The 23,550-nt window shown below is 70.7% G+C and carries 18 protein-coding genes; 6 read left to right on the top strand and 12 right to left on the bottom strand.

Going from position 1 to position 23,550, the window contains the following annotated elements; all coding sequences use genetic code 11:
• Positions 1 to 417: 417 nt before the first annotated feature.
• From AB0E02_RS31410 to thyX, 3 genes are all read right to left on the bottom strand, one after another.
• On the bottom strand, positions 418 to 2,103 hold the full coding sequence (locus AB0E02_RS31410) for a ribonuclease J (RefSeq protein ID WP_362145567.1): 1,686 nt from the start codon (positions 2,101 to 2,103) through the stop codon (positions 418 to 420).
• 113 nt (positions 2,104 to 2,216) lie between these two features.
• A complete protein-coding gene (gene dapA / locus AB0E02_RS31405) occupies positions 2,217 to 3,116 on the bottom strand; it encodes a 4-hydroxy-tetrahydrodipicolinate synthase (protein WP_362145564.1) in 900 nt (299 codons plus the stop codon).
• Positions 3,117 to 3,313: 197 nt separating this feature from the next.
• A complete protein-coding gene (thyX, locus tag AB0E02_RS31400; protein ID WP_362145561.1) occupies positions 3,314 to 4,072 on the bottom strand; it encodes an FAD-dependent thymidylate synthase in 759 nt (252 codons plus the stop codon).
• A 232-nt stretch (positions 4,073 to 4,304) separates the two neighbouring features.
• Between thyX and AB0E02_RS31395 the strand changes: the two genes are divergently transcribed.
• Positions 4,305 to 4,544: a hypothetical protein gene (locus AB0E02_RS31395; RefSeq protein WP_261955360.1), complete on the top strand. Its 240-nt coding sequence runs from the start codon at positions 4,305 to 4,307 to the stop codon at positions 4,542 to 4,544.
• 118 nt (positions 4,545 to 4,662) lie between these two features.
• Positions 4,663 to 5,217 (top strand): PH domain-containing protein, encoded by a 555-nt coding sequence (locus AB0E02_RS31390; protein WP_362145556.1) that lies wholly within the window; start codon positions 4,663 to 4,665, stop codon positions 5,215 to 5,217.
• A gap of 751 nt (positions 5,218 to 5,968) precedes the next feature.
• On the opposite strand, the gene AB0E02_RS31385 is transcribed toward AB0E02_RS31390, so the two are convergent.
• The 6 genes from AB0E02_RS31385 to eccD all read right to left on the bottom strand — a co-directional run bounded on the left by AB0E02_RS31385 (position 5,969) and on the right by eccD (position 13,036).
• Positions 5,969 to 6,418: a hypothetical protein gene (locus AB0E02_RS31385; protein WP_362145553.1), complete on the bottom strand. Its 450-nt coding sequence runs from the start codon at positions 6,416 to 6,418 to the stop codon at positions 5,969 to 5,971.
• A 12-nt stretch (positions 6,419 to 6,430) separates the two neighbouring features.
• A complete protein-coding gene (gene dapB, locus AB0E02_RS31380; RefSeq protein WP_030802662.1) occupies positions 6,431 to 7,183 on the bottom strand; it encodes a 4-hydroxy-tetrahydrodipicolinate reductase in 753 nt (250 codons plus the stop codon).
• Between the two features lie 58 nt (positions 7,184 to 7,241).
• A complete protein-coding gene (locus tag AB0E02_RS31375) occupies positions 7,242 to 8,621 on the bottom strand; it encodes a pitrilysin family protein (RefSeq protein WP_362145548.1) in 1,380 nt (459 codons plus the stop codon).
• A complete protein-coding gene (locus AB0E02_RS31370; protein ID WP_030414165.1) occupies positions 8,618 to 10,840 on the bottom strand; it encodes a polyribonucleotide nucleotidyltransferase in 2,223 nt (740 codons plus the stop codon). Before AB0E02_RS31370 ends, AB0E02_RS31375 begins: the two co-directional genes overlap by 4 nt.
• A gap of 292 nt (positions 10,841 to 11,132) precedes the next feature.
• Positions 11,133 to 11,420: a 30S ribosomal protein S15 gene (gene rpsO, locus AB0E02_RS31365; protein WP_006602744.1), complete on the bottom strand. Its 288-nt coding sequence runs from the start codon at positions 11,418 to 11,420 to the stop codon at positions 11,133 to 11,135.
• Between the two features lie 152 nt (positions 11,421 to 11,572).
• A complete protein-coding gene (gene eccD / locus AB0E02_RS31360; protein ID WP_030414167.1) occupies positions 11,573 to 13,036 on the bottom strand; it encodes a type VII secretion integral membrane protein EccD in 1,464 nt (487 codons plus the stop codon).
• 255 nt (positions 13,037 to 13,291) lie between these two features.
• On the opposite strand from eccD, the gene eccCa reads away from it, so the two are divergent.
• Complete coding sequence (gene eccCa / locus AB0E02_RS31355) at positions 13,292 to 17,248, top strand: type VII secretion protein EccCa (protein WP_362145542.1); 3,957 nt, start codon at positions 13,292 to 13,294, stop codon at positions 17,246 to 17,248.
• A gap of 112 nt (positions 17,249 to 17,360) precedes the next feature.
• Here the strand turns inward: eccCa and AB0E02_RS31350 are convergent, their stop codons facing one another.
• Both AB0E02_RS31350 and AB0E02_RS31345 read right to left on the bottom strand, forming a co-directional pair.
• Entirely contained in the window at positions 17,361 to 18,095 is a 735-nt protein-coding gene (locus AB0E02_RS31350) for a WXG100 family type VII secretion target (protein WP_362145539.1), read from the bottom strand.
• Entirely contained in the window at positions 18,092 to 18,418 is a 327-nt protein-coding gene (locus AB0E02_RS31345) for a hypothetical protein (RefSeq protein WP_362145536.1), read from the bottom strand. The genes AB0E02_RS31350 and AB0E02_RS31345 overlap by 4 nt, the downstream gene beginning before the upstream one ends.
• 237 nt (positions 18,419 to 18,655) lie before the next feature.
• On the opposite strand from AB0E02_RS31345, the gene AB0E02_RS31340 reads away from it, so the two are divergent.
• The 3 genes from AB0E02_RS31340 to AB0E02_RS31330 all read left to right on the top strand — a co-directional run bounded on the left by AB0E02_RS31340 (position 18,656) and on the right by AB0E02_RS31330 (position 23,091).
• The gene (locus AB0E02_RS31340; protein WP_362145533.1) at positions 18,656 to 19,057 is read left to right on the top strand and encodes a hypothetical protein; all 402 of its coding nucleotides are present in this window, start codon (positions 18,656 to 18,658) and stop codon (positions 19,055 to 19,057) included.
• Between the two features lie 450 nt (positions 19,058 to 19,507).
• On the top strand, positions 19,508 to 21,760 hold the full coding sequence (locus AB0E02_RS31335; protein WP_362145530.1) for an ATP-binding protein: 2,253 nt from the start codon (positions 19,508 to 19,510) through the stop codon (positions 21,758 to 21,760).
• Positions 21,757 to 23,091 (top strand): SUKH-4 family immunity protein, encoded by a 1,335-nt coding sequence (locus tag AB0E02_RS31330; RefSeq protein WP_362145527.1) that lies wholly within the window; start codon positions 21,757 to 21,759, stop codon positions 23,089 to 23,091. The genes AB0E02_RS31335 and AB0E02_RS31330 overlap by 4 nt, the downstream gene beginning before the upstream one ends.
• A gap of 153 nt (positions 23,092 to 23,244) precedes the next feature.
• On the opposite strand, the gene AB0E02_RS31325 is transcribed toward AB0E02_RS31330, so the two are convergent.
• On the bottom strand, positions 23,245 to 23,502 hold the full coding sequence (locus tag AB0E02_RS31325) for a hypothetical protein (protein ID WP_107052996.1): 258 nt from the start codon (positions 23,500 to 23,502) through the stop codon (positions 23,245 to 23,247).
• Positions 23,503 to 23,550: the final 48 nt, after the last annotated feature.

Raw genomic sequence — 23,550 nt, 5'->3', positions numbered from 1 at the left:
GAGTTCTCAAGGAACGGACGCTTCCTTTGGATTCCCTCTCGGGCTTCCTCCGGGCGCTTCCCTTCGGTCTTGCGTTTCCGACTCTATCAGATCCTTGCGGCTCCGATTTTCGCCGGTGCGTTTCGGCCTTTCGGCTTCTTCGCGGTTCCGACTCTATCAGATCCGTATTCTTGCCGTTTCCGGTTCGAATTCGGTCCGATTCCCCGTCGGAGGGGGGTGCCTTTCGGCTGATCCGACTTTATCAGATTGCTCTGGGCCGGAATTCCGCTCCGTCGCGAGGGGCGCCCGACGCACAGGCGTGCGGCGCTTCCCGTTCAGGCGGAGCCGTAAACGTACTGGAGCGGGGCGCCCGGATGCAAATCCGGGCGCCCCGCTCCGACTTGAGGACCTTCGTACGACTTCGTACGGGCCGGCGCGTCAGACCTCGACGACCACGGGGAGGATCATCGGGCGGCGGCGGTAGTTGTCCGACACCCACTTGCCGACCGCGCGACGGACCAGCTGCTGGAGCTGGTGGGGCTCGGCGATGCCGTCCTGGGCGGACTTGGCCAGCGCCTCGTCGATCTTGGGTACGACGGCCGCGAGGGACGCGTCGTCGATACCGGAGCCACGGGCGTGCAGGTCCGGGCCACCGACGATCTTTCCGGTGCTGGAGTCCACGACCACGAAGACCGAGATGATGCCCTCGTCACCGAGGATGCGGCGGTCCTTGAGGGAGGTCTCGGTGACGTCACCGACCGACAGGCCGTCGACGTAGACATAGCCCGCCTGGACCTTGCCGGCGATCTTGGCCACGCCGTCGACCAGGTCGACCGCGACACCGTCCTCGGCGATGACGATGCGGTCCTTCGGAACACCTGTCAGGGCGCCCAGTTCGGCGTTGGCGCGCAGATGGCGCCACTCGCCGTGCACCGGCATGAGGTTCCGGGGCTTGCAGATGTTGTAGAAGTACAGCAGTTCGCCGGCCGAGGCGTGGCCCGAGACGTGGACCTTGGCGTTGCCCTTGTGGACGACGTCGGCGCCCCAGCGGGTGAGGCCGTTGATGACGCGGTAGACCGCGTTCTCGTTCCCGGGAATCAGGGACGAGGCCAGGATGACGGTGTCGCCCTGGACGATGCGGATCTGGTGGTCGCGGTTGGCCATGCGGGAGAGCGCGGCCATGGGCTCGCCCTGGGAGCCGGTGCACACCAGCACGACCTCGTCGTCCGGGAGGTCGTCGAGGGTCTTGACGTCGACGACCAGGCCGGCCGGTACCCGCAGATAGCCCAGCTCACGGGCGATGCCCATGTTGCGGACCATCGAGCGGCCGACGAAGGCGACCCGACGGCCGTACTCGTGCGCCGCGTCGAGGATCTGCTGGATGCGGTGCACATGGCTGGCGAAGCTGGCGACGATGATGCGCTTCTGGGCACTGGCGAAGACGCCGCGCAGCACGTTGGAGATGTCTCGCTCGGGCGGGACGAAGCCCGGAACCTCGGCGTTGGTGGAGTCGGACAGGAGGAGGTCGATGCCCTCCTCGCCGAGCCGGGCGAAGGCCGGGAGGTCGGTGAGGCGGCGGTCCAGCGGGAGCTGGTCCATCTTGAAGTCGCCGGTGTGCACGACCATGCCCGCGGGGGTGCGGATGGCGACGGCCAGGGCGTCCGGGATGGAGTGGTTGACCGCGACGAACTCGCAGTCGAAGGGGCCCAGACGCTCGCGCTCGCCCTCGGCGACCTCGAGCGTGTACGGGCGGATGCGGTGCTCCTGGAGCTTGGCCTCGATCAGGGCGAGGGTCAGCTTGGAGCCGATGAGGGGGATGTCCGGCTTCTCGCGCAGGAGGTAGGGGACGCCGCCGATGTGATCCTCGTGGCCGTGCGTGAGCACGATGCCGTCGATGTCGTCGAGGCGGTCCCTGATGGACGAGAAGTCCGGCAGGATCAGGTCGATTCCGGGCTGCTCCTCCTCGGGGAAGAGCACTCCGCAGTCGACGATCAGCAGCCGGCCGCCGTATTCGAAGACCGTCATGTTGCGGCCGATTTCACCCAGGCCGCCGAGGGGGGTGACGCGCAGGCCGCCCTTGGGAAGCTTCGGCGGAGCGCCGAGCTCAGGATGCGGATGACTCAAAAGACTCTCCTCACCACACGCGCCACGCTGCCGTAGAGGCACGTGGCGCGCATGACATTCGTGCACTTGCTATAAGGCGGTTGTTGGTCCGTATTCAGTTGTGAAGTCTTTGATCAGAGCTGTACCCCGCCGGCGGCGAGATCGCGCGTGAGCTGCTCGGTCTCCTCGGGGGAGAGCTCGACGAGCGGCAGGCGCAGCGGTCCGCCGGGCAGGCCCTGGAGTCCGAGGGCGGCCTTGGTCGTGATGACGCCCTGGGTACGGAACATGCCGGTGAAGACGGGCAGCAGCTTCTGGTGGATCTCGGTGGCCTTGGTGACGTCGCCGTTGAGGTGGGCGTCCAGGAGGGCGCGCAGCTCGGGGGTGACGACGTGGCCGACCACGGAGACGAAGCCGACGGCTCCGACCGAGAGCAGCGGGAGGTTGAGCATGTCGTCGCCGCTGTACCAAGCGAGGCCGGAGCGGGCGATGGCCCAGCTGGCGCGGCCGAGGTCGCCCTTGGCGTCCTTGTTGGCGACGATCCGGGGGTGCTCGGCGAGCCGGACGATGGTCTCGGTGTTGATCGGGACGCCGCTGCGGCCGGGGATGTCGTACAGCATCACCGGCAGGTCGGTGGCGTCCGCGATGGCCGTGAAGTGGCGCAGCAGGCCCTCCTGCGGGGGCTTGCTGTAGTACGGCGTGACGGCGAGCAGGCCGTGGGCGCCGGCGTCCTGGGCGGCGCGGGCCAGCTCCAGGCTGTGGTGGGTGTCGTTCGTGCCGGCTCCGGCTACGACAAAGGCACGGTCGCCGACCGCATCGACCACCGCGCGGACCAGCTGGGCTTTCTCCGCGTCACTGGTGGTCGGGGACTCACCGGTGGTGCCGTTGACGACGAGGCCGTCGTTGCCGGCGTCCACCAGATGGGCGGCGAGCCGCTGCGCGCCGTCGAGATCGAGAGCGCCATCCGCCGTGAACGGCGTGACCATGGCGGTCAGCACCCGCCCGAAGGGGGTCTGCGGTGTGGAAGTCGGAGCCATGGGTCCCACGCTACTCGTAGCTCACCGTGGGATGCGCCTCTGGGGAGCAGGGATGTGGACTCCGGCACTGCCTGCTCGGGGGTTCAAGCAGTGCCGGGTCCGTCTGTTCAGCGTAGATGAACTTCTCAAAATGCCGCAATCCGGACACCTCGTACGCCTCTCCCGCGCACCCCGGCGTCCGGCCCGCGGCCTGGGCCTTACGGCGCGATCCGGCCGTTCGCATTGAATGCGCCGTACGTGAGCGGCATGAGCTTGGCCCAGTGGGCCTCCATCTGCTCGCCGACCATCTCGATCTCGCGCTGGGGGAAGGAGGGCACCTTCGCCTGCTCGTGTTGCGTCCGCAGGCCGAGGAAGTGCATCAGGGACCGGGCGTTGCAGGTCGCGTACATCGAGGAGTACAGACCGACGGGGAGGACCGCGCGGGCGACCTCGCGGGCGACTCCGGCGGCGAGCATCTCCTCATAGGCGGCGTACGCCTGGCGGTAGGAGTCCTCCATGACGCGGCCGGTGAGCTCCTGCTGCGCGGGGGTGCCCTCGACGAATTCGTACTTGCCCGGGCGGCCCTGCTGGACGAGCTTGCGGGCCTCGCCGGGGACGTAGAAGACCGGCTCCAGCTGGCGGTAGCGGCCGGACTCCTCGTTGTACGACCAGCCGACGCGGTGGCGCATGAACTCGCGGAAGACGAAGATCGGCGCGCTGATGAAGAAGGTCATGGAGTTGTGCTCGAACGGGCTGCCGTGCCGGTCGCGCATGAGGAAGTTGATCAGGCCCTTGGAGCGCTCGGGGTCCTTCTGGAGCTCTTCGAGGGACTGCTCGCCGGCCGTGGAGACCCGGGCCGCCCAGAGCACGTCGCTGTCCGCGGCGCTGTGCTTGACCAGCTCGACCGTCACCTCGCTCCGGAAGCTGACGGCTGCAGCCTCGGGGCTCTCAGCGCTCTCGGCGGGGGTGTGCGACACCGGCGGTTCCTTCCGTTCGATCCTCGTGCGTGACCAGCCTACGGCCCGCCACTGACAGTCCAGGAAATGCGGCGTGATGCCGCGTTAGCCGCAAAAGGGACGCTCTATAGCAGGGGATCGAGCGGGAGTTGATATTTTTCACAGAAGTCTTGGAAAACGGGCACCAAACGGGCGGCGCAGACGTCTATCCCTGTGACAGTGCCCACTACGAGGTTCCTAGGAGAGCCCCCTCATGTTCCGCCGGCGCGAGCCCGTCCCGTTCGCCTTCGTCGCAGAGGCAGACCGGTTCCGCAGCAATGTCACTCCCCCGCCGCGTGCACGTCTCTCACGTACGCAGCTCGTCGGCCAGTCACTGATCACGCTAACAGTGGTCGGCGGCCTTGCCGGCGCCCTGCTGTTCGGCGTTCCCGCACTGCAGCAGGACAGCTCGGCCTCCAACCGGGTGCATCAGTCCGAGGCCGCCCACCGCTGAGCGGCAGGGGGCCGGGGCGGACCAAGTGGTTCCGCCCCGCCGGCCCCGATAGCCTCACCGGTCACAGCTTCCACCGGTACGCCCCCGCGTGCCGAGCAGCCACCAGTGAGGATCAGCCGTGCCCCTGCCCTTCCTGACGGCCGACCGCCACCTCGACAACGGTGCCGCCGAACAGGCCGCACTGCCGTACGACGAGCCCGACCACTGGCGCCGTCCCTACCGCCCCGGACCGTGGCGGGTAGGGGCGGCGGCTGTGTTTCTGCTGCTCGCGTCGTTCGTCTTCCTGTCCGCGATGATCATCGCGATGGCCGGCTCCCTGCCCGCGGCGGCCGCGGTGGTGGCGATCGGCGCCCTGCTCATCGCGCTCGCGCTGCGGCTGCTGCGGGTGGGTGTGTGGGTCAGCGCCCGGGGCCTGCGCCAGGTGAACCTGCTGCGGACGACCACGGAACCGTGGAGCGCGATCGCGTCGGTCCGTACGGTCCAGCAGCCGGTGCGCTGGCTCGGCCTGCCGCGGACCGTGCAGGGCCAGGCGCTCTTCGTCGAGCGGCACCAGGGCGAACCACTGCGGACCCTGGTCACGGACCACAGCGGCGACTTCCTCGGCCGCCGGGAATCCTTCGAACGCGCCGCGGACGTCCTGGAGGCCTGGGCGGCGGAGTACCGGCGGGGGTAGTGGCGGTAGGGGGCGGAGGGGGGAAGTTCCCTAGGGGGCGGTCGAACAGATCACCTAAGGGACGCGAAGGCCCCCTGCGAGGCCCCAACCGGTTGGGGGTGGGGGGTTATTCCCAGCCGGGGGGGCAGGTCGCGGCCGGTGGTCTCCGGGTCAGGCAGGTGGGCACCGGGCCAGGCAGGTGGTCTCCGGGCCGGGAGGTGGTCTCCGGGCCGGGCCGGTGGTCTCCGGGCCGGGCAGGTGGGCACCGGGCCAGGCAGGTGGTCTCCGGGCCGGGCAGGTGGGCACCGGGCCGGGCAGGTGGGCACCGGGCCGGGCAGGTGGGCACCGGCTGCGGGACCACAAACGGTTGGGGGCCACCGGGGCCACAACCAGTTGGGGCGCGCCCCCGCGGCTACAACCGGTTGGGGGCGGGCCACAACCGGTTGACGGCGGGAGGTATTTCAGCGGGATGCCGGGCTGGGGCGGCGGGCGGCTCGGTAGGCGTCGCGCGGGCCCGACCCAGCCCCGCCCGCGTGCTGCCGGTCCTTGGCCAGGCCGCCCCCCGGCCCCACGTGTTACCGGTCCATGGCCAGACCGCCGGCCACCTCCCGGCGCCGCGTGCTGCCGGTGCCTGGCGAGCCCGCCGGCCCGCCCCCGGCCCCGCGTGCTGCCGGTGCCTGCGAGCCCGCCGACCGTCCCCCGGCTCTGCGTGTCACCGGTCCACGGCCAGACCGCCGACCCGCCCCGGCCTCACCCCTGTTGCCGCCCCCGGTCAGGACGTTGCCGCGGCCTCGTACAGGGTGATCGCGCGTTGCATGGCCTTGCGGGCGCGGGGGGTGTCGCGGGCGTCGTGGTAGGCGACGGCCAGGCGGAACCAGGTGCGCCAGTCGCCGGGGGCGGCTTCGGTTTCGGCCTGGCGGCGGGCGAAGACCGCGTCGGCGGAGTCCCGGTCGATGCGGCCGCCGGGGGTCCGCTGCAGTTCGTCGGCCGGGAGGCCGCCCTCCGACTCCAGTACGGCCGCGAGCCGGTGGGCGTTGCGGGCGAAGCGGGTGTTGTGCCACAGGAACCAGCCGCCGAGGCAGGGCAGCACGAAGGCCACCGCGCCCATGCCCATGGCGGCCGGCTCGCCGGTCAGCAGCAGCAGTACGCCCTCCATGGCCACCACGCCGAAGACGAGGACCAGAACGGTGGCGAGGAAGAAGTAGGTGAACTTTCCGCCCATGACTGCCGTGCCTCAGCCCAGATCGAGGAAGTTTTCCAGGCCCACCGTCAGGCCCGGAGTGGTCACCACGCGGCGGACGCCCAGCAGGATGCCGGGCATGAAGCTGCTGTGGTGGAGGGAGTCGTGGCGGATGGTGAGGGTTTCTCCCTCGCCGCCGAGGAGGACCTCCTGGTGGGCCAGCAGGCCGCGCAGGCGGACCGAGTGGACCGGGATGCCGTCGACGTCGGCGCCGCGGGCACCGTCCAGCGCGGTGGCGGTGGCGTCCGGCTGCGGCGCGCACCCGGCCTGCGCGCGGGCCTCGGCGATCAGCTGGGCGGTGCGCGCCGCGGTGCCGGAGGGCGCGTCGGCCTTGTTCGGGTGGTGCAGCTCGACGACCTCGACGGACTCGAAGAACCGGGCCGCCTGCTGGGCGAACCGCATGGTCAGCACCGCGCCGATGGAGAAGTTCGGGGCGATCAGCACACCCGCCTGCGGTGCCGCGGCGAGCGAGGTGCGCAGCTGCGCGAGGCGGTCCTCGGTCCAGCCGGTAGTGCCGACGACGGCGTGGATGCCGTGCCGGACGCAGTAGTCGAGGTTGCCCATGACCGAGGCGGGGTTGGTCAGTTCGACCACGACCTGGGTGTCGTTCTCGACCAGCGTCTCCAGCTTGTCGCCGCGGCCCAGGGCGGCGACCAGCTCCATGTCCTCGGCGGCCTCGACGGCCCGTACGGCCTCGGAGCCGATGCGGCCCCGGGCTCCGAGTACGGCCACGCGCAGCTTGCTCATCGTTTCCTGTCCTTCTGTCGGTGGTACGGCGACGGGCGGCCCGCTCACACGGGCAGCGTTAGGCGACGATGTCGTCCAGGCGCGCCGCCTGCCGGTCCTTCAGCGGGCCGATGACGGAGAGCGAGGGGCGCCGGCCCAGGACCTCGCGGGCCACCTCGCGCACCTCGTCGGGGGTGACGGCCGCTATCCGGGCGAGCATCTCGTCGACCGACATCTGCTCGCCCCAGCACAGCTCGCTCTTGCCGATGCGGTGCATCAGCGCGCCGGTGTCCTCCAGGCCGAGGACGGTGGAGCCGCGCAGCTGGCCGATCGCGCGGTGGATCTCGTCGTCGCTCAGGCCGTGCGCGGCCACCTGGTCGAGTTCGTCGCGGCAGATCTTGAGGACGTCGTCCACCTGGTTGGGGCGGCAGCCCGCGTAGACGCCGAACAGGCCGCAGTCGGCGAAGCCCGAGGTGTAGGAGTACACGCTGTAGGCGAGGCCGCGCTTCTCCCGGACCTCCTGGAAGAGCCGGGAGGACATGCCGCCGCCGAGGGCGGTGTTCAGTACGCCCATGGCCCAGCGGCGGTCGTCGGTGCGGGCCATGCCGGGGACGCCGAGGACCACGTGGGCCTGTTCGGTCCTGCGGTTGAGCAGTTCGACGCGGCCGGCGGTGCGGATCGCGCGCGCTCCGGAGCGCGGTGCGACCGGGACGGCGTCCGTCCGGTCGAGCGCGCCGGCCTGCTCGAAGGCGCGGCGGACCTGGCGGACGACCTTGGCGTGGTCGACGTTGCCGGCCGCGGTGACGACGAGGTGGGTGGGGTCGTAGTGCTTCCGGTAGAAGCGGCGGATGCGGTCGGCGGTGAGGGCGTTGACGGTGTCGACGGTGCCCAGGACGGGGCGGCCGAGCGGGGTGTCACCGAGCATGGTGTGGGCGAACAGGTCGTGGACGCAGTCGCCCGGGTCGTCCTCGGTCATCGCGATCTCTTCGAGGATGACGCCGCGCTCGGCGTCCACGTCCTCGGCCTCGATCAGCGAGCCGGTGAGCATGTCGCACACCACGTCGATGGCGAGCGGCAGGTCGGTGTCGAGCACCCGCGCGTAGTAGCAGGTGTATTCCTTCGCGGTGAAGGCGTTCATCTCGCCGCCGACCGCGTCGATGGCCGAGGAGATGTCCAGTGCGCTGCGCTGCTCGGTGCCCTTGAACAGCAGGTGTTCGAGGTAGTGCGTGGCGCCGTTCAGGGTCGGGGTCTCGTCGCGGGAGCCGACGTGCGCCCAGATGCCGAAGGTGACGGAGCGGACCGAGGGCAGCGTCTCGGTGACGATGCGCAGGCCGCCGGGCAGGGTGGTCCGGCGGACCGTGCCGGCGCCCGCGGTGCCCTTGAGAAGCGTTTGGGTACGGGCGACGGCCCGCCCCTCCGTGGAGGTGCGGGCCGTCGTCGCGTGCGTACGGGACGTCACTTGGCGGCGTCGTCCTTCTTGTCTTCCTTGGCGGCGTCCTCTTCCTCGATCACGGGGATGAGGGAGAGCTTGCCGCGCTGGTCGATCTCGGCGATCTCGACCTGGACCTTGGCGCCGACGCCGAGCACGTCCTCGACGTTCTCCACGCGCTTGCCGCCGGCGAGCTTGCGGATCTGCGAGATGTGCAGCAGGCCGTCCTTGCCCGGGAGCAGGGAGACGAACGCACCGAAGGTGGTGGTCTTGACGACCGTGCCCAGGTAGCGCTCGCCGACCTCCGGCATGGTCGGGTTGGCGATGCCGTTGATCGTGGCGCGGGCGGCCTCGGCGGCCGGGCCGTCGGCGGCACCGATGTAGATGGTGCCGTCGTCCTCGATCGTGATCTCGGCGCCGGTGTCCTCCTGGATCTGGTTGATCATCTTGCCCTTGGGGCCGATGACCTCACCGATCTTGTCCACGGGGATCTTGACGGTGATGATCCGCGGGGCGTTCGGGGACATCTCGTCCGGGGTGTCGATCGCCTCCATCATCACGTCGAGGATGTGCAGACGGGCGTCGCGGGCCTGCTTGAGGGCCGCGGCCAGGACGGACGCCGGGATGCCGTCCAGCTTGGTGTCGAGCTGGAGGGCGGTGACGAACTGCTTGGTGCCGGCGACCTTGAAGTCCATGTCGCCGAAGGCGTCCTCCGCACCGAGGATGTCGGTGAGGGTGACGTAGTGGGTCTCGCCGTCGATCTCCTGGGAGATCAGGCCCATGGCGATACCGGCGACCGGGGCCTTGAGCGGCACACCGGCGTTCAGCAGCGACATGGTGGAGGCGCAGACCGAGCCCATGGACGTCGAGCCGTTGGAGCCGAGGGCCTCGGACACCTGGCGGATCGCGTAGGGGAACTCCTCGCGGGTCGGCAGGACCGGCATCAGCGCGCGCTCGGCGAGCGCGCCGTGGCCGATCTCGCGGCGCTTCGGGGAGCCGACGCGGCCGGTCTCGCCGGTGGAGTACGGCGGGAAGTTGTAGTTGTGCATGTAGCGCTTGCGGGTCACCGGGGAGAGGGTGTCCAGCTGCTGCTCCATGCGGAGCATGTTGAGGGTGGTGACGCCCAGGATCTGGGTCTCGCCACGCTCGAACAGGGCCGAACCGTGCACGCGCGGGATGGCCTCGACCTCGGCGGCCAGCGTGCGGATGTCGGTGACACCGCGGCCGTCGATGCGCTTCTTCTCCTTGATGACGCGCTCACGGACCAGGGTCTTGGTCAGCGAGCGGTACGCGGCGGAGATCTCCTTCTCGCGGCCCTCGAACTCCGGCAGGAGCTTCTCGGCGGCGAGCGCCTTGACGCGGTCGAGCTCCGACTCGCGCTCCTGCTTGCCGGCGATGGTCAGCGCCTGGGCGAGCTCGTCCTTGACGGCCTTGGTGAGGGCCTCCAGGACATCGTCCTGGTAGTCGAGGAAGATCGGGAACTCGCCGGTCGGCTTGGCGGCCTTGGCGGCCAGGTCCGACTGGGCCTTGCACAGGACCTTGATGAACGGCTTCGCGGCCTCCAGGCCGGCGGCGACGACCTCTTCGGTCGGGGCCTCGGCGCCGTCCTTGACCAGCTGGATCGTCTGGTCGGTGGCCTCGGCCTCGACCATCATGATCGCGACGTCACCGTCGGGCAGGACCCGGCCGGCCACGACCATGTCGAAGACCGCGTCCTCAAGCTCGGTGTGCGTCGGGAAGGCGACCCACTGGCCCTTGATGAGGGCGACGCGGGTACCGCCGATGGGGCCCGAGAAGGGCAGGCCGGCCAGCTGCGTGGAGCAGGAGGCGGCGTTGATGGCGACCACGTCGTAGAGGTGGTCGGGGTTGAGCGCCATGATCGTCTCGACGATCTGGATCTCGTTGCGCAGGCCCTTCTTGAAGGACGGGCGCAGCGGGCGGTCGATCAGGCGACAGGTGAGGATGGCGTCCTCGGAGGGGCGGCCCTCACGACGGAAGAAGGAGCCGGGGATCTTCCCGGCCGAGTACATCCGCTCCTCGACGTCGACGGTCAGCGGGAAGAAGTCCAGCTGGTCCTTCGGGTTCTTGGAAGCGGTGGTGGCCGACAGCACCATGGTGTCGTCGTCCAGGTACGCCACGGCGGAGCCGGCGGCCTGCTTGGCCAGGCGGCCCGTCTCGAAGCGGATGGTGCGGGTGCCGAAGGAACCGTTGTCGATCACGGCTTCGGCGTAGTGGGTCTCGTTCTCCACCAGGAATATCTCCTCGTCTGCGTCTGCTGCCCGTGTGGCAGCAGACCTTCTCGGTGGAGCGCCGGTGCGGGCCGGTCTTCGATCGAAGCACCCGGAGTGATGCGACATGCCGTGCATGGATCGTCCGGGGGCCACTACCGAGGACCGGCGGCCAGGAGGCGCTCCTACCGCGTTCAGTTTTGCGATATGGCACCAGACTACAAAGGTTCCGTCCACCATGAGGTGGCGTGGGTGTCCGGTGCGTACGGCAAAGGGAGCGGCCCCCGGTGGGAACCGCTCCCTTTACGGCGTCTTACTTGGCGCCCGCCGCGCCGCGGCGGATGCCCAGGCGCTCGACCAGCGCGCGGAAGCGCGTGATGTCCTTCTTCGCCAGGTACTGCAGCAGGCGGCGGCGCTGGCCGACCAGCAGCAGCAGACCACGGCGGGAGTGGTGGTCGTGCTTGTGGGTCTTGAGGTGCTCGGTCAGGTCCGAGATGCGGCGGGAGAGCATCGCGACCTGGACCTCGGGGGAGCCGGTGTCACCCTCCTTGGTGGCGAACTCGGCCATGATCTGCTTCTTCGTAGCGGCGTCGAGCGACACGCGGTACTCCTCAGGGTTCCGGCCGGTGAGCGTCCCTGGTTGACATCACAGGGAATCTTGGATGACTCGTCCGGGCCGTTACACAGCGTACCAGCTGGAAAACGGCCCCCCGACCGGGTGGTGGGGGGCCGTTTTCGTAAGCGGGGGCCGTGCTAGTTGCCGGTGAGGCCGCGCACGGTGTTGTAGACGTCGAGGACCGCCAGGCACAGCGGCACCAGGGACAGCAGCACGAGGCCGTCGAAGATGTCGAAGATCCGGCCCCAGAAGGGGGTGACGCCCTTGCGGGGGACGACCAGGCCGACGCCGACGAGGACGGCCGCGCCGACCGCGATGCTGCTGGAGAACCAGACGGTGCGGATGTTGAGCGGTCCGGCGTCCTGGTACTGCAGGAGGTCGACGAAGATGTCCTGCGGCGGGTGCAGCGCGATGCCCAGGATGAGCAGGACGATGGTCAGGATGCCGGCGATGGTCAGGCAGGCGACCTGGGCGGTGTAGTCGAAGAGCCGGGCGCGAAGCATGATCGTGATGCCGGCGGCCAGGGCGAGCAGCTGGGCCCACATGTTGTCGGAGAAGCCGAGGACGACACCGGCGGAGCCGACGACGAGGGCGGAGCAGCCGGCGACGAGGCCGAGCAGCAGTTCGTGGCCGCGCTTGGCCTGGTTGCCGATCTTGATGAAGTCGACGGACTCGGTCTCGCCGCCGTTGTCCAGGGAGCCCTTGGCGATCTGGTCCGGGGAGCGGTAGCCGATGGGCAGCCGGGCGAAGCGGGCGGAGAGGCCGGGGAGCCAGGCGACCATGGCGATGGCGACGACGGCGGTGACGGCGGCGACCTCGCTGCCCTGGGCGTCGGTGAGGATCGCGGCGAAGACCGCGAGGGTGCCGATGGCGGAGAGGAAGGCGGCCGCGACGAAGGGGGCGTCGCCGCGCGGCAGCAGCACCACCAGCAGGACGGACGCGATGAGTACGGTCACGCAGCCGACGAGGAGGTGCAGCCGGCCGGGGCCGGCGCCGTCGTCGACCGGGAAGATGCCGGAGCCGGCGATCAGCAGGTGCGGCAGCGCGGACAGGCCCAGGGCGATGGAGGAGCCGTGGTCGTCGTAGACCCGGGCGCGGACGCCGGCGAGGGCGACCAGGACGATGCCGACGACGCCGGCGATGATGCCGGGCAGGCGGTGCATGTCGCGGTTCATCGGGTTCGAGAACCACAGGGCGAACGCCATCATGACGAGCAGCAGCACACCGGCGCTGAGGCCGAGGGTGTGCATGAGGTCGTCGCTCCAGCGGCTGCGGTTGCGCTTGACCGCGGAGGCGACGGCGTCGGAGACGTCGTCGAAGACCGGGAGCGGCAGCGATTCGGCGAACGGCTTCAGGAGCAGGAGGTCGCCGTCGAGGATCTGCTGCTGCGCGAGCGACTGCCCGGCGTCGAGGACCGTTCCGTCGCGGCGTACGAGGTGAAAGCCGGTCGGCGCGCCCTCCGCCTGGGACTGTCCGGAGAGCCGCAGGATCTCCGGGTAAATGTCGACGAGTGCGACGTCCTCCGGCAGTGCCACGTCGATCCGTGCATCGGGCGCGGCGACCGTGACCCGGCAAAAGCCGGTGCCAGTGCTCGTGCTCACCTGGCGGTTCCCCCTATCCGTTGGGCGTTTTGTCGCTTCGCGCGCCGTATATATAGAGCCGTCTCTGCGGGGCCGTGGCACGCTCGCGAGGCGTCAGCGTACCGTCCAATTCGGCGACCGCCCCACCCACCCCGTGACTTGACGCTTAACAGTAGGATCAACGCCTGGTTCGGGCCAAGGACTTGGCTCGGGGGGACCGTCGAATCCAACGGGGGCGGTCCGAGACTGCGAGATGCATGAAGGACTGATGCCTCGGTGAGCGTTGTCATCGTCAAGCGCCCGCCCCGCGCGCTGCCACCCGAAGTCCCCTCGGAGGAGGTGACACTTGAGGCTCCGCCTGAGCTGCCCCGCGAAGGTGAGCAGGAGAACCTCTTCATGACGTTTATGCCCATGATGGGTATGGCGTCCTCCGCGGGATTCCTGTTCATGGGCAACCAGCCGTTCATGAAAATCATGGGTGGCTTTATGGTGGCGTCCACGTTGGCAATGGCGATCATGCAGATCGTCAAGGCGCGGCAAGGCCCTTCGGGACAAATGGTCCAGGAGCGCCAGGATTACCTCAAGTACCTTGCGCAGAAGCGGAAAGAGGTACGGCGCACCGCGCGCAAGCAGCGGGATGCACAGCTTTTCACCCACCCCGATCCGAGCCAGTTGTGGTCGATCGTCGCGGAGGGCAAACGCGTCTGGGAACGGCGGGCGACCGATCCGGACTTCGGGCAGGTGCGTCTCGGGCTCGGGCCGCAGCAGCTGGCCACCCCGCTGAGGGCTCCGGAGACCGCTCCGGTCGACGAGCTGGAGCCGCTCACCGCGCACGCGATGAAGGAATTCCTCGACAAGCACGGGCAGTTGGACAACCTGCCGCTCGCGGTCTCGCTGCGCGCCTTCTACCACCTGACCGTCTCCGGTGACCCGGACACCGTCTACGGCTCGGCCCGTTCCATCATTTCCCAGCTGTGCACCCTGCACTCCCCCGAGGACCTGGTCGTGGCGGTCGTCGCCGCGCCCGGTGCGCAGGCGGAGTGGGAGTGGACGAAGTGGCTGCCGCAGGTGCAGGACAAGACCACGGACGGCGCGGGCAGCCGCCGGCTGGTCGTCGGTGACCTCGGCGAGGTCGAGGAGCTGCTGGCGGACGAGCTGGAGGGGCGCGGGCGGTTCAACCCGCAGGGCACCCCGGTCACCGACACCCCGCACGTGGTGATCGTGCTGGACGGCGGCGAGGTGCCGATGGACTCGGTGATCGCCGGGGCCGAGGGCCTGCAGGGCGTCACCATCATCGAGGTCGTCCCGGGCGACCTGGACGAGATCCGCGGCGGTCTGGCCGTCCAGGTGTGGCCGGGCAAGCTGGTGCTGGAGTCGGCCAGCGGCGCGGTCTACCACGGTGTCTGCGACACCCTCTCGATCGCCGAATCGGAGGCGCTGGCGCGTCAGCTGGCTCCGCTGCGGGCGGGCTCCGGTGCCGACGGCGAGGAACCGCTGCTGTCCGCCCTGGACTTCACCGACCTGCTCAACATCGGTGACGCCGGGTCCCTGGACGTGTCACGCACCTGGCGGCCGCGGACGCTGGCCGAGCGGCTGCGCGTCCCGATCGGTGTGGACCGCGACGGCCAGCCGGTCATGCTGGACATCAAGGAAGCCTCGCAGCAGGGCATGGGCCCGCACGGTCTGTGTGTCGGTGCGACCGGTTCCGGTAAGTCCGAGGTGCTGCGCACCCTGGTGCTCGCCCTCGCGGTCACGCACTCCTCCGAGACGCTGAACTTCATCCTCGCGGACTTCAAGGGTGGCGCCACCTTCACCGGTATGTCGGACATGCCGCACGTCGCGGCGGTCATCACCAACCTCGGTGAGGACGTCACGCTGATCGACCGCATGCGCGACTCGATCACCGGTGAACTCCAGCGCCGTCAGGAGCTGCTGCGCTCCGCGGGCAACTACGCCAACATCACCGACTACGAGAAGGCGCGTGCCGCGGGTGCCCCGCTGGACCCGCTGCCCTCGCTGGTGATGATCATCGACGAGTTCTCCGAGCTGCTCGCCGCCAAGCCCGACTTCATCGAAATGTTCATCCAGATCGGCCGTATCGGCCGTTCGATGGGTGTGCACATGCTGCTCGCCTCGCAGCGTCTGGAAGAGGGCAAGCTGCGCGGTCTGGACACCTTCCTGTCCTACCGGCTGGGTCTGCGGACGTTCTCCGCGGCCGAGTCGCGGACCGCGATCGGTGTGCCGGACGCCTACCACCTGCCGAACGTCCCCGGTTCCGGCATCCTGAAGTACGACACCGAGACGATGGTGCAGTTCAAGGCCGCGTACGTCTCCGGTACCTACCGCGGTCCGGGTGGCGGCGGCCGGGGCGGCAGCGGCGGCCGGTCGATGCGGATGCCGGTGCCGTTCACCGCGGCCCCGGTCATCGAGCAGATCATCGAGGAGCCCGTCGTCGAGGCGACGGAGCCGGAGATCGACGACGCGCTCGCCGACACCGTGCTGGACGTCATGGTGCAGCGGATGCAGGGCCAGGGCCCGCCGGCGCACCAGGTGTGGCTGCCCCCACTGGAGGAGGCGCCGACCGTCAACCAGCTGCTGCCGGCGCTGGCGGTCACGCCCGAGCGGGGCGTGCACGCGGCGGAGTACACCGCGCTCGGCAAGCTCGTGGTGCCGGTCGCGCTGGTGGACAAGCCGTTCGAGCAGCGGCGTGACGTGATGTACCTGGACTTCTCGGCCGGTGCCGGTCACGGTCTGGTCGTCGGTGGTCCGCAGTCCGGCAAGTCGACCCTGATCCGTTCCGCCATCGCGGCGTTCGCGCTCACCCACACCCCGGGCGAGGTGCAGTTCTACTGCCTCGACTTCGGTGGCGGCGGCATGCTCACGATGGAGGACCTGCCGCACGTCGGCGGGGTCGCCTCGCGTCTGGACGCGGAGAAGGTCCGCCGTACGGTCGCCGAGGTCGTGGGCATCCTCAACCAGCGCGAGGAGTTCTTCCGGGCCAACAGCATCGACTCGATCGCGACCTACCGCCAGCGGCGGGCCGCGGGCGCCTTCCCCGACGAGAAGTGGGGCGACGTCTTCCTGATCATCGATGGCTGGGGAACCTTCAAGACCGATTACGAGCAGCTCGACCCGGTGATCCTGGACATCGCCGCGCGTGGCCTCGGTTTCGGTGTCCACCTGGTCCTCGGCGCCGCCCGCTACACCGAGGTCCGGCCCGCGCTGCGCGACCAGCTCCTCAACCGCGTCGAGCTGCGCCTGGGTGACCCGATGGAGTCGGAGTTCGACCGCAAGCGCGCGGAGAACGTCCCGATGGGCAAGCCGGGCCGTGGTCTGTCCCCGGAGAAGCTCGACTTCCTCTCGGCGCTGCCGCGTCTGGACGGCATGAGCGACCCGGAGACGATCAGCGACGGCATCGCCAACCTGGTGGCGACGGTCAAGGAGCACTGGCAGGGCGAGCCCGCCCCCAAGGTGCGGATGCTGCCGACGATGCTGCGCGCCACCGACCTGCCCAAGGGCAGCGACTACCCGGAGCACGGCATCGCGATCGGTGTCGACGAGACCACGCTGTCCCCGGCGTTCATCGACTTCGAGACCGACCCGCTGCTGGTCATCTACGGCGAGAGCGAGTCCGGAAAGTCGTCGCTGCTGCGCCTGCTGACCAAGCAGATCGCCGAGCGGTACCCGTCCGACAAGGCGCTGATGGTGGTCTCCGACTACCGTCGCGCGCTGCTCGGCGAGGTCCCGGAGAGCCATCTGTACAAGTACTGCGCCGCGGGCCCGCAGCTGCAGGAGGTCATCAGCGGACTGGCCGGTTCGCTGGGCCGCCGGATGCCCGGGCCGGACGTCACGCCGGAGCAGCTGCGCAACCGCAGCTGGTACGACCTGCCGGACGCGTTCGTGATCGTGGACGACTACGACCTGGTGGCGACCAGCAGCGGCAACCCGCTGCAGCCGTTGCTGGAGTACCTGCCGTTCGCCCGTGACCTGGGTCTGCGCCTGATCATCGCGCGCAGCTCCTCGGGCGCCGGACGGTCGTCGTTCGAGCCCGTGATGCAGCGTACGAAGGAGCTGGGTGCGCAGGGTCTGATCCTGTCGGCCGACCCGGCGGAGGGCCCGCTGATGGGCAACATCAAGGGTCAGCAGCTGACGCCCGGCCGGGCCACGTTCATCACGCGCAAGCGTGGTGCGCAGCTGGTCCAGACGGGCTGGCTGCCGGCCCACGGCGGGTAACCGGCGAGCACGGCAACGGCGGTGGGGCGTCCCTCTGGGAGGGGCGCCCCACCGCCGTTTCGTGTGGGGTGCGCGCTACGGCCGGGCCGCTGTGGGCGGTGCGACCGGTCGTTCAGCCGAACGCGCCGTGCTGGGTGGGGTCCGGGGCGGGGGGTTCCGCGGGCTTCTTCTCCGCCGGGGCCGGTGCGTCCTTCGTGTCGGACGCGCCCGAGGTCGTGGAGCCGGCGGACGTGGCCGGTGCGGCCTTGGGGTCGCGTGCCGCGCCGGGTGCCGGCTCCGGTTCGGCCGGCCGGGTCCGTACGCCCTTGGCGAGGCCCTCGCCGCCGCGGGTCGCGGCCTCGCCGTCCCGCGCCGGCCCGAAGGGGTCCGGCCCGTGGGCGACCGTGGAGGTCTCCCAGGTGTGCGTCACCTGCGGGACCGAGCTCTGGCCGCCGCCCTTGCCGCCGCGCTTGCCGAACGCGCCGCCGAGGCCGTTGGCGAGCTGGCCGAGCGCCATGAAGCCGTAGGCGACCTGGGGACCGGACGAGCCCTGGCCGCCGCCCGAGGCGCTCTGCGCCTGCGGGGCGCCGTGGTCCTGGTCGTCCTTGTCGTCGTCGGGGTGCTGCGCGGCGGCGTTCTCCAGGTCGGCCGCGGCCAGTTCGAAGGTCGGCAGCGCCTCGTCGACGGACCGCTTGAGGCGGTGCCACTCCGCGGCGAACGCCTCGCCGGCCGGGCCGTGCCAGTTGGCCGCGGCCGCGGTACCGACGTGCCGGTCCAGGTCGCGGACCATGCCGTCGAGGTGCTTGCCCATCTCCCGCCAGCCGGCCGCCGCTTCGTGCAGTGCCTCGGGGTTGCGTCGTCCGCTCACTTGGCGCTCCGCATCTTCTCGACGCTCCGCAGGGTGTCGACCAGCTCGTCCTCGGCCGTCTCGGTGTTGGCGACGGTCTCCTTGATGCCGTTGCTGACCTCGGCGAGCCGCTCCTGCAGCTGGACCAGGGCGTGCTCGGCCTGTTCGTACAGCTCGCGGAACGGCCGGGCCGCCTCGTCGCTGCCGAATCCGTCCCGCAGCGCCTCGGCATCGGCCCGCCGTCTGAATGCGGCCAGCTGCCGGCTCAGTTCTTCCGCGCGTATCCCGAAGGAGGCACCGAGCGCGTGCAACTCCTCCGTACTGAGCCGGACTTCGTCGGACATCATTTCTCCCCGAATTGAATGACAGCTGCCTGCCAACATCGCCTCAGGTCTAGCACACCCGCAATAGCCCCGAAGCCCACTGTTGATCGGCCGGCCGCCCGGCCGCGGAATGGATACGGAGCAATATGCGGCAATACCGACAACCCCCGCCTTGACGACGCGTTCACATCCGTCATTAGACTCTGGACGCCGGTGCAGCACGCGTGGTTGCTGTGCCATCACGTCAAGGGGGCAGAGATGAGCAACGAGCGGCAGATCCAGGACGAGGACCTGATGGACGTCGCCCAGGATCCGGAGCAGGCACACCGGCTGCGGAAGGCACTGAAGGTCCTGGCGGACAACCCCAACGTCGGCGGCAAGCTCCAGGAGATGGCCCAGGAGGTGCTGTCCGGCCGCATCGGCATGAAGGACGCCATCCAGACGCCGGGCTACATGGACGCCATCGGTGACCGGCTGAGCGAGATGCGGCGGGCCGCGGAGGACCAGACCATGGCCGAGCGCGAGGAATCGCGGGAGAAGTTCGCGGCCTGGCAGAAGGAACAGGAAGAGAAGGAAGACCAGGAGCGCGCCGAGCGCGACGGCCCGTCGGGCAACATCGTCACCGGCTCGCGGCGCGGCGGTCGCGGCCACCGCGGCTGAACCGGCCCGCCACTGCCGTCCCTGACCCCCCGGAGCGAATTTCCGGAATCCGCCGGGGCTTGGACGCGCGTGTGCCGCCTTGTGCCGTATTGCGTCGGCATGCAAAGAGCCCAGGGTTGCCGCAGAGCGAAGGAAGCAGATCAATACCCGGGAATTTCGGGCATTGATCTGCTTCTTTCTCCACAGGAGATTTCCAGCACTCGCGATTTCTCCACAACCGGCGGCCTCACCCGGCAGACCGGGCCGCAGGAGCCCCCACCGTCACCGACGCCCCACGCGCCACCGGCAGGCCGGCCGTACACCCGCTCCGGCCTGCGTGTTCCAGTTCCGGAACAGCCGGACCCGCGGCGTCCCGCGTACGCGGCCCGGATCATAGGATCGAACCGGTAAGCCGGTACACGCAGGAATCCACGAAGGTGGAGGGCGGGATTGATGGGGGACGAGGAAGCCATGAGCGCCTCAGAAGAGGGAAACGCCCGAACGGCCGGATACGCTCCGCATCCGCACATCGGCGGCCGCACCGCCGTGCTGCGCGCCCTGGCGGCCTGGCGCATGCGCTGGCCCGGGGCGCCGCGCGTCATCGTGCTCACCGGAAATCCGGGCAGCGGGCGCTCGCGCCTGGTCACCGGCTTCCTGATGATGTGCGATCCCGACTACCGCAAGCAGCTGCCGCTGGACGAGCTGGACCCGGCCACGGTGCCGCCGGACCTGCCGCCGCCCGCCGTACCGAGTGCCGACGGCCGTACCGCCGCGCAGGTGCTGTGGCTCCTCGCGGACCACTTCGGCCTGCGGGCCGGCCGCACCGAGGTCGTCTTCACCGAACTCGCCGCGCGCGAGGAGCCGGTGACGATCGTGGTGCCGGACGTGGACCGGGCCGGTCCGGTGCGCGCGGCCCAGGAGCCGGCCCGCCTCGTACGGGAGGTGCTCGCCCCACTCGCCGCCGTCGAAACGGTTCAGCTGCTGGCCGACGTCCCACGCGAACTGGCCGCGGAGCTCGCCGCGGCGCTGCCGTCCGGGCAGGTCCAGGTCATCGACCTCGACGCGCCCGAGTGGGCCGACCCCGCGGGTCTGGTGCTGCACGCCGAGACCGCGCTCGACCCGGACACCGGAGCTCCGGAACTGCCCTACACCACCGACCCGTCGGCCCGCCGGGCGCTCGCCGAGGCGCTGGCCGGACGCGCGGCGGGCAGCCGGCTGACCGTCCAGCTGGCGGTGCAGTCGCTGATCATGCAGCCGGAGGGCTTCGACCCGGCGGACCCCACCCTGCTGCCCGGCAGCGTGGGCGAGGCGCTCGATGTCCACGCCCGCCGGCTGGGTGCCGACCCGCAGACCCTGCGGCTGATGCTGGCCCCGCTGGCGTTCGCCGAGGGCGAGGGCCTGCCGGTCCAGCTGTTGGGCCCGCTGGCGAACGCCGTCGCCGGACGGGACATGAGCCAGGACATCGCGGACGGCATGCTGCTGGCCGCCCCGTTCATCCAGCCGGTCGAGACCGGCACGGACGACGACACGGCGGATGCCGCGCCGGCGGACGGCGAGGGCGCCACGGACGCCCCCGGAGCCGGGCCCGCCCGGACGCTGCTCCGCCTGATGCACCCCGCCCTCGCCGAGGAGATCCGCGCCGGCCTGCCCGACGTCCGGGACGCCCAGACCAAGATCGCCATGGCGCTGCTGGAGGCGGTCCCCCAGCAGGACTGGGCGCAGGCCGATCCGTACATCCGCGACCACCTCGCGGCGCACACCCTCGAAGCCGGTCTGCTGCCCCAACTCCTCACCGACCCGGGGCTGTTCGCGCACGCCGACCCGGTGGTCCTGCGGGCCGCCGTCGAGGCCGTCCCCCTGGAAGCGCTGGGCGCACCGGCCCGTACGTATCTGCGCACGGCCCCGCTGCTCACCCGCTCGCAGGCCCCGGCCGAGATGCGGGCGGCCTTCCTGGAGACCGCGTTCGTCGAGGACGGGCTGACGCCGTACGCCGAGGCGCTGCACACCCGCGGCTTCCGGCTGCCGTGGCGCACCCTCTGGAGCGCACCGCTGCCCGGCGTCCAGGCGGTGACGACCGGCGCCCTCCTCCAGGGGGACGCGGAGAGCACCCAGGGCACTGAGGGCACTGAGGCCGCCGGTTCGCGTGCCGTCGTCGCCCTGGTCGTCCCCGAGGGCACCCCCGGCTCCCGTACGGTGTCGTCCCCTTCGGAGGGCGCCGGGACCGAGGCGGGTGCCGGGACCGGGGCGGGTGCCGCAGAGGGCGCGACGGAGGGCACCGGGAGCGGGGCAGGTACCGGGACCGAGGCGGCTGCCGCAGAGGGCGCGGACGGGGCGGGCGCAGCTGACGTCGCCGCCGGCGCCGGCGGCCGGGCGCTCCTCCTGCACGACCTCCGGAGCCCGGAGTTCCTCGACGCCGACCCGGCGCAGGTGCTGCGTCCCTCGGACGACGAGCGCGCCGTGGCGCCCTTCGGGCTCAGCCGGGGCGCCGACTACGTGCGGGTCTGGGCCCGGCCGACCCAGGAGGTGGTGGCCGCGCTGGTGTCCGACGCCCCGATCACCGGCGCCGACCTCTCCCCGGACGGTGTGCTCGTCGTGGCCACCGAGCGGGGAGTGACCGCCCGGCAGATCCTCGCGGCCGCCCCCGCCGCACCCACCGTGCCGGCCCAGCGCGCCGGCACCACTGACGCCGATGCTTCCCACGGCCTCGAAGGAGACCACTCGTGATCACCCAGGCGCAGGCACACGCCACCGCCGCCCGCTGGCTCAACCCCGAGGGGCACCAGGGCCCGCCGCGTCAGGTGGCCATGCAGGAGTTCGACCTCGGCTGGGTGGTGTGGGCCGTACCGCCGCCCCCGGAGGTCGACCCGGAGACCGGGCAGCGCCGCCCGCCCGCCGAGATCGGCACCGCCTGCGGCGTCGTCGACCGGGCCTCCGGCGAGCTGACCGTCTGGCCGTCCGTACCGGTCGACGAGGTCGTGCGGATGTACCAGCAGAAGCACGGCGGCGGCGCGGCCGCCGCGCCCCCGGCGGAACCCGCCCGGCCGCCGGTCACCGGCCCCGGCAACACCGCCGTCGCCACCTACGACGACCCCGCGACCGGCGAGGAGACCAGCCTCGCCCGCGTCTCGGCCCCCGGCCGGCCGCCCGTGGAGTACCAGCTGTACGAGGAGCTGCGGCGGCTGGGTGTGGACCCGGCGGCCGTCCGCGCGGTCCACACCGACCTGCGCCCGGCCCTGCTGCCCGGCGGCTACCCCGGCGACTTCGTCCTCCGTACGTTCCCCAACGCCTCGTTCTCCTGCACCGAGGGCTACGGCATGCGCCCCGAGGAGCGCGCCGAGGGCGTCGCGGGGCTGCTGCGGCACGTCGAGATGATGCACCAGCTGGCGGGCCAGCAGCCGCCGCCGCGGCCGCACCGGGTGCCGGTGCCGGAGCGCGTCGAGCCGGCGCCGCAGATGCGGGACGTGGCCCTCGGCAAGCACCTGGTGGAGGTCTACGGTCCCGAGGGCATCCGCCGCCCGGACGCCGACGACCTGGCCGCGACCCAGCTGCCCGAGGCCACCAGGAACACCCTGGTGTGGGCCGGACTCCCGTCCGAGGTCCCGTACTTCTTCACGGCCGACCGCCCCGACGCCCCGCCCGCCGGCGGGCCGTTCACGGACGTGGCGACCCACCTCCGCGAGATCGGCACGCAGGCCAAGGAGCAGACGCTCGAAACGCTGGCCGGCTACGTCCGGATCGGCACCGACGGCCTCTACACCATCGCCGTCCAGTGCACCGCCCCGGAGACCAACCAGAGCCTGATCGGCACCCTTTGGGCCGTCCAGCCCTCCTCCGGCGGCGGCCGCTTCATCAACCGCACTCTCTCCGCCTACCTCCGCTCCCTGGCCCTCCTCACCACCACCCGCCAGGAAATGCAGGGCCTGGACCCGACAGCGGCGGGCACGACGGTGGCGGCCTTCCAGGAACAGCTCGCGGCGATCGACTCCTGGGCCCTGGACGACCCCGGCAACTGGTGGTCGCTGGTGATCGAGCAGATGTGGCACGGGTTGTTCTGAGGGAACTGTGTTGTTCTAGGCAACTGTCACGTCCCCCGCCCCTCGATGCCGATCGGGGGGCGGGGCAGGGACGGGGCGGGGGCAGGGACGGGGCGGGGGCGGAGGTTCGCCGGTCTTCCTCAGTCCTCAGTACTCAGTCCTCAGTACTCAGTCCTACGGCAGCAGGAGCCAGTCCGCGGCCAGTGCGGCCGCCAGGCCGATACCCAGCAGCCAGGTGCCGAGCCGGGTACGTCCGTGCCGGCTGAGTTCGATCACCACGCCGCAGAGCACCAGCGCGGCTCCGTACACCCCGACCACCAGCACCGACGTACGCGAGGCCAGGCGCACCACCAGCACCACCGCCATCGCGGCCATGAGCACCGAGGCCAGGACGATGCGTATCCGCCGCGCCTGACGCGGGGTCAGCCCCACGCGATTCGGGGACTCGCCCTCTTCGCCGTCGGAAGAACTCTCTTCCTC

It is taken from the genome of Streptomyces sp. NPDC048196 (assembly GCF_040652715.1).
In the GTDB taxonomy this organism is placed as follows: Bacteria; Actinomycetota; Actinomycetes; order Streptomycetales; family Streptomycetaceae; genus Streptomyces; species Streptomyces siderophoricus.
Note: the sequence above shows the minus strand (reverse complement) of the source record. Positions and strands in the feature narration are given on the sequence as shown.